Genomic DNA, 13,161 nt, shown 5'->3' with positions numbered 1-13,161 from the left:
TCCTACGCCTCGAGTGTGATGTCTTCCTCTGCGACGGTATCGGTCTCGTAAGCGATGTCTTCGGTCTGCGGGTCACCTGTGGCCTCGGCGGCCGGGGGAGGAAGCGGAAGGGCATCGAGGCCGACATCGTGGCCCTCGTCGGTGGTGAGTTCGCCGGGTGCGGTAACCGGAAGTCCTCGATGTTCGTTTCGGCTGTCGTTGCCGAGTTCCTGCTGTAGGCCAGGTAGCGGGTGTCGGCCGTATTGCATCCCCTCTCTTGACATTTCGTCGGGATTCTCGACAGACTGCCGTGGATTTCGATCGTCGGTCGTTGTTCGGCAACTGGAGGTCTCGTGCAGCTGGCGGTGGTCCGGTCGCTGGGGGCGCCTCGCCGGTTGACGACGTCGCAGGAGCTGGAGGATTTCGAGCAGGAGCTGGTGGATCAGTTTCTGTTGGCGGCGGTGGGCGCCGGGATCGGTGACAGCTCGGTGAACGCGGATCGGGCGGTGTTGTTCGAGTTCGCGCGGTTCGTGGGATGTCCGATCTGGATGGCGCAACCGCATGATGCCGATCGGTTCCTTGTGCATCAGCGGGTGGATCTGGGGCGGGCGCGGTTGACGGTGCAGCACAAGGCGTGGACGCTGGGCCATTTCTTCGACTTTCTGATCGATCGGTATCAAGGCGACATCCAGGCGCTGACCGGAGTGGTAGTCACGCAGCCGATCGATGAGCACAATCGGCCGGCGAGAGCGGATTACGGTGCGGTGCGGATACCGCCCTCGGATGAGGAGGTGGGGGCGCTGTTCTCGGCGTGGCGCGAGTCGCTGGTGGACGCACGCAAGTTCCTGCCTGCGGCACGGGACTATCTGGCGGCGTCGTTGTGGCGCCGGACCGGGCTGCGGATCCAGGAGACCTACATGCTCGATATCCGCGATTGGCGCCGCGATCTCGGCGAGTACGGGAAGCTGCACGTGCGCTTCGGCAAGGGAAGCCGCGGCCGGGGCCCGAAGACCCGGCTCGTGCCCGCGATCAACCAGGCCGCTGATCTGCTGGATTGGTGGCTTGCCGAGGTGCGACACCAGTTCGGCGATGACTGGCAGCATCCGGACGCACCGCTGCTGCCGAGCGAACGCTCCGATCCGCATACCGGGTTCTGCGGCCGGGTCGGCGATCAGTCGCTGCGCGACGGGCTGGCGCAGGCGACGAGGCGTTGGTTGCCGAGCTGGCAGGGCCGGTTGACGCCACACACGTTGCGGCACTACTGCGCATCGTCTTTGTATGCGCGAGGGCTGGACCTGAAAGCGATTCAGGAGGTGCTGGGCCACGAGTGGCTCTCGACCACGACCCGCTATATCCATGTCCAGTCCGACCACGTCGAACGTGCGTGGGAGCAATCCAACCAGCGGGTCTCGGCGCGGCTGGGACTGCCCACAGGGACGAGGTGATCGAGTGCAGTGGAATCTGAGGATGAAAGCCGCCGAAGCGGGGATCTGGAAGTCGACCGAGATGCGGCGACGCCTGGCTGAGGCCGGGCTGGAAATCAGCGCCGGGAAGATGTCGGCATTGTGGATCGGCAACCCGACCACGATCCGCCTCGACGATCTGGACGTGATCTGCAGCGTGCTCGACTGCACACCGTCGGAGCTGCTGATCCGCGAACCGGACAAGGTCGCCGCCCGCAAACCCGGCCGCACCGAGGCCGTCAACGACAGCAGCGGCGGTGGCGGCGGCGGTGTGAATGCGCCGCTCACGCCGAGACTGGGCCGGCATCGGTCACTGCCGCCGGCATGAGACCGCCACGACATCGCTGCACGGTCTGCGGCATCCGCCCACCGGCGATGCGGGAAATCCCGTACTGCTTCGCCTGCTGGCCCGGCGGCCCGGTCACACCGCCACCATGTCGGCGATGCTTGTCGAGGACCGACTACTACACCTCCGGACTGTGTGCCCGATGTCATCCCGACGCTCCCGGCGCACGCACACCCGACCGGCTGCTGCCGTATCCGATTGTGCCGGTCGTGGATTCGTGCGCGGACTGCTATGCATGGGGCGTAATGCGCACCGATCGCTGGATTTGTGCGGGATGCAGATCGTGGCGGGAGAACCATCCCCGCATCGGCGACTGCACCACATGCGGCCGTCGCGTCGCTGTCGCTGGCGACGGATCGTGCCGGTTGTGCCACAAGCAGCGCGGGCTTCTTGCTCGCCAGCGCAACTGCCGCGCAGACAAATTCGACCTCACGGAGGCGAACAGATATGGGCAGCAACTGTTCTTCGCTGGTATGTGGCGCCGGGAGGGCACGGGTCGGCGACCCTACCTCCCGAAGACCGTCGCGGCGGATCTGTTGCTGCTGCGCCCGGCCCCCGATCAGCAGCTGACGCTGCTGGAGCTGCCACGCGACCTCGCCGCCGGCCGGGCACGAGGTTTCCCGCCACCACCGGATGCGGCACGCGCAGCGGCCTGGCAGGAATTCGTCCGCGAGCACGCCACCCGACACGGGTGGACCATCTCGATCACCGAGAGAGTTCAGCGGGCCGTCCGCATTCTGCTCGGCACCCAGGACACACCCGGCGCGGCGATCCGCGCCTCCGACGTTCTGACGATGTCGAGTATCCGGCTGCCGATCCGGCCGGTGCTGGACGTACTCGCCGCAGCCGGCATGCTCACCGACGACCACGTCCCGCCGATCGTGCGCTGGTTCGACACCCAGACCGGGGTGCTGCCCGAACAGATGCGCCACGAACTGAATGTCTGGTTCGACATCGCCCGCCACGGCAGCACGACGCCGCCCCGCTTCCGTCCCCGCGCCGAAACCACCATGGATAACCGCGGCCATCCGGTGTCGAGACCACTGGCTCCAACGCGGCTACTTCACCGGCCACGAGGTTCGACGACAGGCACACCGCAACCTTCGGAGCGCCACACTGCACGTGCTCGAGACATTGCACTCGCGATTCTCCGAAATCGTCATCGACGAAGCCCAAGACTGCTCGGTGGCCGACCTGGAACTCTTCGACGCGATGCGCCGCCACGGGATCCCCTTGATGGTTGTCGCCGACCCCGACCAGTCCATCTACGGCTGGAACGGCGCCGACGTCGCGCGGCTGCTCCAGCTCCGCGACAACCTCACCACCATCCCCGTAACCCTCAGCGGGAACCGCCGCAGCACACCACCGATCTGCGCCCTCGCGGCCACTATTCGTACCGGCGCCCGCCCACCCGATGTATCCGTCATCCGCACCGCAGGCCCACCAATCCACCTGGTGCCCACTAAATTCGGGAACGTCGGCAAAATCACCCACACCCACACCGGCGAATCCCTGCTCGACCTGACCCTCCGGCTGGCCACCGTCCTCAGCGACACCACCGATCCCAACCCCACCGTCATGCTCCTGGCCCGCAAACACACCCAACTCCCACCCGCGTTGCGCCGCGATGAAAACGACACCAACACCATCACCCGGCTCGCCCGTGCACACCAGACACTTCATTTCGGGGTCCCAGAACCCGCCGAACTCGACCACGCGTGCCGACAAGCCGAACACGTCCTACTCAAGCACTGGTACCCCAAGCATTCCGGAACCATCACCGAGATCTGCCGCGAGACTGACCTTTCGCCTGCGACTCTCCGCCGGCACGCCTACGCACTGCTAGCCCACCTCCCAGCACCGACCAAGAACTGGGCCGGACAGGTCAACGCTTGCCTTAAAAGCTGGTGGCGACCACCGACCGCTCCCCCACTCCGCCCCACCCGCACACTGGGCGGAAATGTCACCACGGCAAGCAGTTCCAAACGTCCCGACGCGCCCGCCACCCTCACCACTGTGCACCAAGCCAAAGGCACCGAAGCCGACGCGGTCTGCGTCCTAATGGACGACACCTCGGTACTGCGAAACTGGCTCTCCGGCCCCCCAACCACTACCAGCGAGCTCGAGGAACTACGCACCTTCTACGTCGCCGTAACCCGCGCACGCAGCCTCCTGGTCCTCGCACTCCCCGAGGACACGATCGGCGCCATCCACGACTTCCTCACCCGCCGACACATACCAACCAAAGTGGTCGAATCCTGAAACACCCAGCATTACCGAGCGGCTCCGCGACGTCGAACGCTACGGCGCACAGGTCGTGCGCGAGATCACCCGGCTGGCGGGCATGGTCATCGACGTCGGTTTGCCATACACACACGGCTGCGCCTTGCCGAGGATTACGGAACACCCTGCTCCACAACATATCCCCCGACTTGCGGTCGGCTCGATACCCGCGCTGCAACAGCAGATCCCGCCCATCCTCGGCGGCGAAGCCGTCGCGCACGTCGCCCCGGACTGGGACGGCTACGTCGCGGTCCACCGCATGATGCGGCGAAAGAGCACCACTCGACGTGGATCCCCGGGGAATTGCAGGGCTTCGCGCCATTCCACGACGGTGTCGGTGGTTACCCAGCGGTTGCGCCAGATCGGCGTGCCGGGATGGTAGCCGCCGACCGAGGTCGACAACACGGCTTCGTCGTCCCAGCCCGGAGCAGACAGCCACGATGTCGCCGCAGGGCCAGACAGTGCAGCTCGTTCGCCGTCGCCCGGTAACTCGTATCGCGCAGCGAGTCCTACGGGAAGCTCTGCCAGTGCATTTCGCTCATGGTTTCACCGGCGGTTCGGTGGCGGCGTGCGACCGTGTGGTCATCTCAGCTATCCCGGTGATGAGGCAGGAATTCCTGGGCCTTGGACTTGAGGCCTTGTTTGATGATTTCCCACCTGTCCGCGTCACCCTTGGCCAAGGCCAGGGCGGCGTCTTTCATCTGTTCGACGGTGGCGTGTGGCGGTATCGGCGGGAAGTTCGGGTCGCAGTGGACATCCAGCAGGGTCGGCCGGTTGGCCGACAGGGCGCGTTCCCAGGCGGGGGCGAGCTGGTCAGGATCGGTGATCGTGTCGGTCGCCAACCCGAGCCCGGCAGCGAACGCGGCATAGTCCACGTCTGGAAGCCGTTGAGATTGTTCGAATTTCGGTGCTCCTTCCATCGCGCGCATCTCCCAGGTCACCTGGTTGAGATCGTTGTTGTGCAGCACGGCGACGATCAGGCGCGGGTCGGTCCAGTCGGTCCAATACCGTTTGATGGTGATGAGTTCGTTGAGCCCGTTCATCTGCATTGCGCCGTCGCCGGCGAACGCGATCGCGGGCCGGTCGGGACAGGCGAACTTCGCGCCGATCGCATACGGCACGCCCGGGCCCATGGTTGCCAGGTTTCCCGATAGTGACCCCGCATGTCGGTGTGGAAGCGCAGGTGCCGGGCATACCAATTCGCCGAGGAGCCCGAGTCCGCGGTGACGATGGCGTCGGCGGGCAGTTGTTCCGAAAGTTCCCAGAACAGGCGCATCGGATTGACCGGGTCGCCATCGACCATCGCCTCGGCCCGCATCGTCGACCACCAGGTATCGACGTTCTTCTCGATCTTTTGCCGCCATGATCGATCCTCGCGCCGCCGCAGCCGCGGCAGCAGCGCGCGCAGTGTCGCCTGGGCGTCACCGACCAGATTGACCTCGTAGGGATAGCGCATGCCGACGAATCGGCCGTCGATGTCGATCTGCACCGCACGCGCCTGTCCGAACTCGGGCATGAACTGGGTGTAGGGAAGGCTGGAGCCGATGGTCAGCAGAGTGTCACAGCCGCGCATCATCTCGTAGCTTGGCCGGGTGCCCAACAGCCCGATCGAACCGGTGACGAAGGGCAGGTCGTCGGGAAGAACGTCCTTGCCGAGCAGCGCCTTCGCGACGCCGGCTCCCAGGACTTCGGCGACATCAAGGATCTCTCGGCGTGCGCCGCGTGCGCCCTGCCCGACCAGGATCGCGGTCTTGTTCCCGGAATTGAGGACCTCCGCTGCGCGGGCGATCGCCTCGTCGTCGACGGTGGGTGTCGGGAAGTCGATACCGAGGGAGGAGGGCACCATCTTGAACTCGTGGCTCGGTGGGGAGTAAGGCAGTTCTTGGACATCGGCGGGAATGATGACCGCCGTGGGCGCGCGTTGGCTCAAGGCGGTGCGGATCGCGCGGTCGAGGACGTTGGGCAGCTGTTCGGGCACGGTGACCATCTGGACGTATTCGGAGGCAACGTCTTTGAACAGCGTCAGCAGATCGACTTCCTGCTGGTAGGACCCGCCCATTGCCGAGCGGTTGGTCTGCCCGACGAGGGCCACCACCGGTACATGGTCGAGTTTGGCGTCGTACAGGCCGTTGAGCAGGTGGATCGCCCCGGGGCCCGAGGTCGCCGCGCAGACGCCCACTTTCCCGCTGAACTTGGCGTAACCCACAGCCTCGAAAGCGGCCATCTCCTCATGACGCACCTGGATGAAGCGCGGATCGTCTTCGGCGCGACCCCATGCGGCGAGCAGTCCGTTGATGCCGTCACCGGCGTAACCGAAAACGGTCTCGACATCCCAATGCCGAAGCCGGGCGAGCAGGTAGTCGGCAACTGTTTCAGGCATGGTTTCCTCCGTACAAGTTGGTATGGCGAAGCTGCGGCCGTCCGCGTCGACGACTCCGTCCTCAGGCCGGTCGCCCATACGGGCACCGCCGACCAGGTGGGCGTATCGCTGGAAGGTGATCACTTCCCGCGCCGGCCGCGCGCTGAATGTCTTCCATGACCGACTGGGCGGCTTGCATCAGGGCGCGGTCGTTGTCGCACTGGCTGTAGGAGAAGCGGGCGATCGACAGCCCGTAGCGGTCGGTCTCGTCGGCCACGGTGACCCTGTTCTCGGCGCGGGGTAGAAACTCGCACAGCGCTCCCAGACACGACCAACGCACATAATCGCGCATGTACTCGCGCAACGCCGCACCCCAATGTCCCTGTCCGACGATGTGTTCGGACCAGGTAATCGGCAGAGGGCACACCGTTTGGATCGAGAAGCCACGCGCGTAGGGCTTGGCGGGGTCGGTCTCGTAGAACTGTTCGCTCGACGCTTCGGGTGATAGCGCCTTGTACATACGCACCTCGGCGTCGGAGCGGCCCGCCGTTTGCGGCGCGCCCTGCACAACGAGATACCGGCCGACGAGGTCGTGGTCGTTGCACAGCGTCACCGACAACCGCTGCCCCTCAGCCTGCTTCGTGCGATTCGCCCAATTCCGATGGCCGCCAGTATGTCGGTGCCTTGCTCGAGCACATCGGCGCTCGCCGACCCTGGCTGGATGAGCCCCCCGTGCCGCTTCCAACGGACTTACTCCTCGTCGGGCTTGCGTACGTCCCGTAGCGCGTCACGGACCCTGTCGAACACGGCCAACGGCGGGCCGGCCAGGAAATTTGCCGCTCTCGATTCACCTGCGTGCGGATGTGGCCGGGTGGGCGCGAAGGCTTCGGCGGCTCGGACCGAATTGGCCATGTGATCGAGGTGATTTTCCGAGAACGATTGACGCAGAAGAGGGAACTCCTCATTTTCTTCGTGCTGGGCGTGGTCCAGGACGGCCTGTGCGAACGTCGACAACTTCTCATCGAATTCTCGGTGATCCACGCCGAGGTCGTAGAGCTCGGCGAGGTCGTTCTTGGCTTGGCTCTCTTCCGCGAGTCGGTTCTCGACCATGGGTTTCGCGCCGAATTGTGCGCGCTGGGCCGCCGGGTGCACGACCTCCTCCTCGGCGGTCTCGTGGACCGCCAAAAGTCGTACCAGCTCGTCGAACAGATTCTGCTTGTTTTCCGAGCCGGAACGCAACGCCTGAAACAGGTCTTCAATTCGGCGATGTTGCCCTACCAGCAGGTCCACGACGTCTGCCTTCTCCGCGTTCATATGCCGCCCTCTCATCGAAAAGTAGTTGCCGACGCCGAACAGCGAACGAAGCCGACCAGGTACACATGGACGCACTACCCGGCTCCTGCCGCCGTACTCCCCTCTACAACCCCATTTCTCGCGACGTGGCGACGGTGATCCCGTTCGAGGCCATCTACGCCGACCTGCCCTCGATCCGCCCGAGCTACAGCCGGCGCCAACGCGGTCTCAACCGGTGGGGAGTGACGCTGATCGCGCGTGCCCAACGCCGGCCAATATGATTCGGCGATCGGCACTTTTGTCGCCATGACGGGTAGAACGGATGCAGGCCAGGGAGGTGACCGTGACGAAGACCGAGACCGACGCGGCACAGGACGTCGACCAGTTGACCGACGCGTTGCTGACTGCGTCTCGACTGCTGGTGGCGATGTCGGCGCGCTCCATCGCGGCAGTCGACGACACGATCACCATTCCGCAATTTCGCACGCTGGTCATCCTGTCCAGCCGCGGGCCGTCGAATATCGCCACGCTGGCCGGGTTGCTGAACGTGCAGCCCTCCACGGCCACTCGCATGGTGGACCGCTTGGTGACCGGCGGTCTACTGGACCGGCGGACCAACCCGAAGTCGCGCCGGGAGCAGATCGTCGCGCTGACCGAGCGCGGCCGCCGGGTGGTCGATACCGCCACCGCCCACCGCCGCGACGAGATCGCCGCGGTCGCGGCGAGGATGCCCGTCGCCGATCGAGCAGGGTTGGTGCGGGCGCTGACCGCGTTCACCGCGGCCGGTGGCGAACCACCTCCCGGGGAAGACATCGAGGGCTATCAGCTCTAGCACCCGCTCCCGCGACGATGGGTGCCGTGCCGCCGTCGGCAATCCCGGACTGCCCAGCGGCCGCCGGCTGCGGCGTCCGTGTTCGATCGTGCAGTGCGCCGAGTACGGCGCTGTGGGTGAGCCAGCCGACGACCGTATCGCCGCCGCCGTTCACGACCGGGACTCCGGTGCCCGACTCCCCCGCCAACGCGTCGAGAGCTGTTGCGAGCGTGTTGGTTGCGGTGACCGTGGACGGCAGTACCGCCAGGTCGGCGACGGTGGTGTCGGCGGATTCGGTGTCGGCGAGTGTTTCGGCCACCGCCGCGGCGGTCACACAACCGGCGTATCGTCCGTCCGCGCCGGCGACCGGCACCATCGCATGCGCTGATGCCCAGACGACCCGGGCGGCGTCCTCGACGGTGGTGTCGGCCGGGATCGGTTCCGGGCACGGCTCCATCACCTGCGCGACCCGGATGCGGTCCAGTCGTCCGGACGGACCCGCGTGTGCGGCATCGAGATCCACGCCGCGGCGACTGAGTTTGAGGGTGTAGATCGTCTCCTTCGACAACACGCGGGACACCCCGGTGGCTATCACCACGGCCAGCATGAGCGGCAGGATGATCGAATACTCCCCGGTCAGCTCGAACAAGATGATCACCGCGGTGATCGCCGCCCGCGTCGCACCCGCGAACGCGGCCCCCATGCCGATCAGCCCATACATCCCCGGTGCCGCGGTCGCGGCCGGGAACAGGTGGTGGACGACGACACCGAACGCGGTGCCGCCCATCGCACCGATGAACAGCGACGGCGCGAACACCCCGCCCGAGCCGCCGATTCCGATCGTGAGGCTCGTCGCGAGCATCTTGCCCACCATGAGTATCACCAGCATCCACAGCACATAGTGGCCGCCGATGGCATCACCCAGCACCGGATAGCCGACGCCGTACATCTGCGGCAGCACCAGCAGCACCCCACCCAGCACCAGGCCGCCGACCGCAGGCCGCAACCATTCCGGACCCCGCCACGCCCAATCACACAGATCCTCGATCCGGTACAGCACGTGCGTGAAGACGACACCGATCAGCCCAACCGCCACGCCCAGCAGTGCGAACGCACCGTATTCCCACCCCGACCGCAAGCTGAAGGCGGGCAGGTCCAGAAACGGCTCGTTGCCCAGGGCAGCTCGGCCGATCACGCTCGCGGTGACACTGGACAACACCACCGCTCCGAAGGATTCGGCGGCGAAGTCGCGCAGGATCAACTCCATCGCGAAGAACGGTCCGGCAATGGGCGCGTTGAACGTCGCCGCGATACCGCCGGCCGCACCACAGGCCACGAGTATTCGTAAGCGCCGCTCCGGCATTCGGGTCAACCGCCCGATACTCGAGCCCCACGCCGAGCCGATCTGCACGATCGGCCCCTCGCGGCCCACGGATCCACCGCCACCGATACACAATGCGGAAGCGAGGGCCTTCACGACGGTCACCTGCGGCGGAATCCGTCCGCCCCGCTCGGCCACGGCATACATCACCTCCGGCACACCGTGGCCACGCGCCTCGGGCGCGAACCGATACACCAGTGGACCGTAGATCAGACCCGCGACCACCGGAGCCAGCACCACGAACCACGGCCCCAAGAAGGGCACATGCGGATTCGGGACGTGCCCGGCGGCCGAATAGTCCGCGAACCCGGACAGGACACGCGTGAAAGTCGTTATCAGCCAACGAAAGACGATCGCACCGCCGCCGGAACCGGCGCCGATCACCAGCGCGAGCACCACCAGACCGCCGCGACTTTCCCGCAGCCAGTCCCGCCACGGCGTCCGCCCCGGCAACGGCAGCGACCACCACCGTCGGCTCGCCATCTCCGAAGGCATCACACCCATCACAACCACCCTCGAACACATCGCGAACCATGCACAATGCAACAATTGTAGAGTGCTCATATTTGGAGACCGACAGTGACCGGCATGCCGGGCGTTCCCCCACCCACCGCGGCCACGATTTTCGGCACCTGGACCTGGTCGCCGATCGTGGACACGCTCGTCCTGGCCGCCGCGGCCGGCTACCTGTTCCTGACATGGCGGGCGGCGCGCCGAGGGCTGCGCCGGCCGCTGCTGCGGACAGCCTGCTGGCTGGTCGCACTGGCGCTGGTGGTCGCCGCCGTCGACAGTGCCCTCGCCACCTATTCGCGCGCACTGTTCTCGGTGCACATGGTGGTGCACCTGCTGCTGATCATGGTCATTCCCGCGCTGCTGGTGTGGGCACAGCCGATCCGCCTCCTACACGAGGCCACCGAACCCGGCACCGCCACCGTGATCGACCGGGTCCGGGCGAGCCGCGCCTTCCGGATCCTGGTCTCCGCCAAGTTCACCGTGCCGCTCTACAGCGCTGTCCTGTTGCTCACCCACCTCACCGGATTTCAGCAGGCGATGTCGACACACATGTGGATCCACGACAGCGAACTCGTGCTCTACCTGGTCACCGGATATCTGCTACTACTCCCCCTCGCCGGTGACGAACTGACCGTCGAGCCCGAGTGGCCGCACGGATTGCGTTTCGTGGTTCTGGCCCTCTGCGTCGGACCCGACACCCTCGTCGGCGTCACACTCATGATGTCGTCGACCGTGCTCGCTCCGGCCTATGCCGGCTCCCGCGACTGGGGTCCGAGCGCGCTGGCCGACCAGAACCTCGCCGGGATCATCATGTGGCTCGGCGGCGACGGCTTGATGATGCTGATCATGATTGCCGTTGCCGGACAATGGATTCGACGCGCCGACCGCGATACCGGGCTCGGCCCCTGGCTCGACGGCATCCGCCACCGCGCCCTCCTCGGCACCGCCACCGCCGATACCGACGTCGACCACGAACAAGCCGCCCTCGACACCTACAACGCACGCCTCGCACAGTTGAACGGCGCACCACCCCACAGACACCGGTACGCGCGCCGCAGCAGCGCCCTTGGCACCGCTGTCGCATCCACGTCCGAAGACACCGCGCCATCACCGCATGCCGACCCCAGCCCCGATCGAGAGGAGCACCCGTGAAACCACTCCGACGATGGGCCGTGATCTGGAGCGCCACCGCGGTGTGCGCCTGTCTGGCGCTCCCCGGCTGCGCCACGAATACCGCTGGCGCCCAGCATGATACGAACAACGCGGCGGTGTCGCTGGATAAGCCGCGACCGGGCGACACCGTTCCGGGCGCGCTCGCCATGACACCGTGGCTTACCTGGCAACCCTGGCACGACACTCGATTGCCCTACTCACAACGATGGGGCCCGACCACGGTTTCCGACGACACCGTCTCCGGATTCAGCCACACCCCCGAAGGCGCCGTACTGGCGATGATCCAGCACACCGCGCGGCTATCCGGCATCGACGCAACCTCATGGCTCGGCGCGGCACGCACCATGGCCGTAGTCGCCCCGGCCGACCAACCACCCACCAATCGCATGGGGACCGGCATCGACACCACGCCCGGACTGCCCTTCTTCGCCGGTTTCCGGTGGATCTCCTACGACGGCACCCACGCCGTCGCTGATCTGGCCCTGCAAGAGCCCGACGGCTCACTGCGATCCCTGCGCACCAGCGAGATCTGGCACAACTCCGACTGGCGCGCCGAACTCACCACCACCCCCGCCACTGCATCACTGTCCGGCCTCGACGGCTACCAGCCCTGGCCAGGCCAACCCCGCCCCTGACCAGCCTCGTCGTAGCTCGCCGTCCACCCATCCGCAAGCAACCATCCGGGAGGTCGAATGGTTTTCGGACCACGAAGGATCACCGTGCCGCTACTGGTCCTCATCGCGGTCGCCACGATGAGCGCATGCGGCGGCAAGACCCACAGTCCAACCACAGGCGGCCCGCAGCCGCTGATCAGCCCGCCACCGGGTCCGGTCATCGTCGGCTCGCGAAATCTTGCCGGTTTCGGCCCGGTGCTCGTCGACGCCCGTGGTTACACGCTCTACATCTTCCCCACCGACACCGACCATTCCACCAGCTGCAGCGATGCATGTTCGGGCAGCTGGCCACCGGTCACAGTCCCGGCCGGCAAAGAGTTGCACGCCGGCAACGGGGTGCAGCAGAAGCTGCTGGCAACGATCTCCGGTCCGTACGGCGAGAAGATCGCCACCTACGCCGGACGGCCGCTGTATGCCTATGCGGGCGATGTGGAACCAGGACAGGCCAACGGCCAGGGACTCAACCTCGACGGAGACTCCTGGTTCGTCATCAACCCGGACGGTAAGGCCCTTGTCCCGCCCGATCAGCAGGGCGTCATGCCCGACGGAACCTATCTGGTCACCGGCCCGGGACCGGCGACGAGCTCACATCCACAGCGGATGCCCGGCATGCACGAAAACTCGCAGACGACACCGAACGCGGATGGAGAACATCGGTGACCGACCACGACGAGACCAACACCGCGACACCGGATGACGGTCGCCGGCCCAGCTCTCCGGCGATGAACCGGCGAACCATGATGCTGGGCGGTGTCGGAATCGGCGGTCTCGCTCTGGGAGCCGGCGCCGCGGTCGGCGCGCAACACGCCCTCGCCACGCAACCCGCGGCGCCGGTCGTTCCCGCCACCGAGGAGTTGATGACCGACCACGGTCTCCTGAAGCGAAT

At 66.3% G+C, this 13,161-nt stretch carries 13 protein-coding genes and 2 pseudogenes; 10 read left to right on the top strand and 5 right to left on the bottom strand.

Translation table 11 applies throughout. From position 1 onward, the window contains the following. Positions 1-2 precede the first annotated feature (2 nt). On the bottom strand, positions 3-248 hold the full coding sequence (locus tag ACPCUW_RS32605; protein WP_423429107.1) for a hypothetical protein: 246 nt from the start codon (positions 246-248) through the stop codon (positions 3-5). 84 nt (positions 249-332) lie between these two features. On the opposite strand from ACPCUW_RS32605, the gene ACPCUW_RS32600 reads away from it, so the two are divergent. Beyond that, positions 333-1,424 carry a tyrosine-type recombinase/integrase gene (locus ACPCUW_RS32600; RefSeq protein WP_423429105.1) on the top strand — a complete coding sequence of 364 codons (1,092 nt, stop codon included), beginning with the start codon at positions 333-335 and terminating at the stop codon, positions 1,422-1,424. Between the two features lie 22 nt (positions 1,425-1,446). After that, positions 1,447-1,770, top strand: a complete 324-nt coding sequence (locus ACPCUW_RS32595) for a helix-turn-helix domain-containing protein (RefSeq protein WP_423429104.1) — start codon at positions 1,447-1,449, stop codon at positions 1,768-1,770. 736 nt (positions 1,771-2,506) lie between these two features. Here ACPCUW_RS32595 and ACPCUW_RS32590 read toward each other — a convergent pair. Beyond that, a complete protein-coding gene (locus tag ACPCUW_RS32590; protein ID WP_423429102.1) occupies positions 2,507-2,743 on the bottom strand; it encodes a hypothetical protein in 237 nt (78 codons plus the stop codon). Between the two features lie 167 nt (positions 2,744-2,910). Here ACPCUW_RS32590 and ACPCUW_RS32585 point away from each other — a divergent pair, with 167 nt between their 5' ends. After that, positions 2,911-4,050 carry a UvrD-helicase domain-containing protein gene (locus ACPCUW_RS32585; protein WP_423429101.1) on the top strand — a complete coding sequence of 380 codons (1,140 nt, stop codon included), beginning with the start codon at positions 2,911-2,913 and terminating at the stop codon, positions 4,048-4,050. A gap of 55 nt (positions 4,051-4,105) precedes the next feature. Further along, the gene (locus ACPCUW_RS32580; RefSeq protein ID WP_423429099.1) at positions 4,106-4,453 is read left to right on the top strand and encodes a hypothetical protein; all 348 of its coding nucleotides are present in this window, start codon (positions 4,106-4,108) and stop codon (positions 4,451-4,453) included. Between the two features lie 205 nt (positions 4,454-4,658). On the opposite strand, the pseudogene ACPCUW_RS32575 reads toward ACPCUW_RS32580, so the two are convergent. After that, positions 4,659-6,451, bottom strand: a pseudogene (locus ACPCUW_RS32575) (thiamine pyrophosphate-requiring protein). Positions 6,452-7,180: 729 nt separating this feature from the next. After that, positions 7,181-7,744: a hemerythrin domain-containing protein gene (locus ACPCUW_RS32570; RefSeq protein ID WP_423429098.1), complete on the bottom strand. Its 564-nt coding sequence runs from the start codon at positions 7,742-7,744 to the stop codon at positions 7,181-7,183. Between the two features lie 65 nt (positions 7,745-7,809). Here ACPCUW_RS32570 and ACPCUW_RS32565 point away from each other — a divergent pair, with 65 nt between their 5' ends. After that, positions 7,810-8,004 (top strand): hypothetical protein, encoded by a 195-nt coding sequence (locus tag ACPCUW_RS32565; protein WP_423429096.1) that lies wholly within the window; start codon positions 7,810-7,812, stop codon positions 8,002-8,004. A 62-nt stretch (positions 8,005-8,066) separates the two neighbouring features. Continuing rightward, complete coding sequence (locus ACPCUW_RS32560; protein ID WP_423429094.1) at positions 8,067-8,555, top strand: MarR family winged helix-turn-helix transcriptional regulator; 489 nt, start codon at positions 8,067-8,069, stop codon at positions 8,553-8,555. On the opposite strand, the gene ACPCUW_RS32555 is transcribed toward ACPCUW_RS32560, so the two are convergent. Further along, complete coding sequence (locus ACPCUW_RS32555; RefSeq protein WP_423429092.1) at positions 8,497-10,419, bottom strand: chloride channel protein; 1,923 nt, start codon at positions 10,417-10,419, stop codon at positions 8,497-8,499. The genes ACPCUW_RS32560 and ACPCUW_RS32555 overlap by 59 nt on opposite strands. Before the next feature lie 84 nt (positions 10,420-10,503). Here ACPCUW_RS32555 and ACPCUW_RS32550 point away from each other — a divergent pair, with 84 nt between their 5' ends. The 4 genes and pseudogenes from ACPCUW_RS32550 to ACPCUW_RS32535 all read left to right on the top strand — a co-directional run. Continuing rightward, the gene (locus ACPCUW_RS32550) at positions 10,504-11,580 is read left to right on the top strand and encodes a cytochrome c oxidase assembly protein (protein WP_423429090.1); all 1,077 of its coding nucleotides are present in this window, start codon (positions 10,504-10,506) and stop codon (positions 11,578-11,580) included. Further along, the gene (locus tag ACPCUW_RS32545) at positions 11,577-12,236 is read left to right on the top strand and encodes a hypothetical protein (protein ID WP_423429088.1); all 660 of its coding nucleotides are present in this window, start codon (positions 11,577-11,579) and stop codon (positions 12,234-12,236) included. The genes ACPCUW_RS32550 and ACPCUW_RS32545 overlap by 4 nt, the downstream gene beginning before the upstream one ends. A gap of 84 nt (positions 12,237-12,320) precedes the next feature. Then, entirely contained in the window at positions 12,321-12,935 is a 615-nt protein-coding gene (locus ACPCUW_RS32540; protein ID WP_423429086.1) for a hypothetical protein, read from the top strand. Beyond that, a pseudogene (locus ACPCUW_RS32535) lies at positions 12,932-13,161 on the top strand (hypothetical protein); the annotation flags it as partial. The gene ACPCUW_RS32540 and the pseudogene ACPCUW_RS32535, both read left to right, overlap by 4 nt.

This window comes from Nocardia sp. AB354, assembly GCF_049538315.1.
Classification (GTDB): domain Bacteria; phylum Actinomycetota; class Actinomycetes; order Mycobacteriales; family Mycobacteriaceae; genus Nocardia; species Nocardia nova.
Note: the sequence above shows the minus strand (reverse complement) of the source record. Positions and strands in the feature narration are given on the sequence as shown.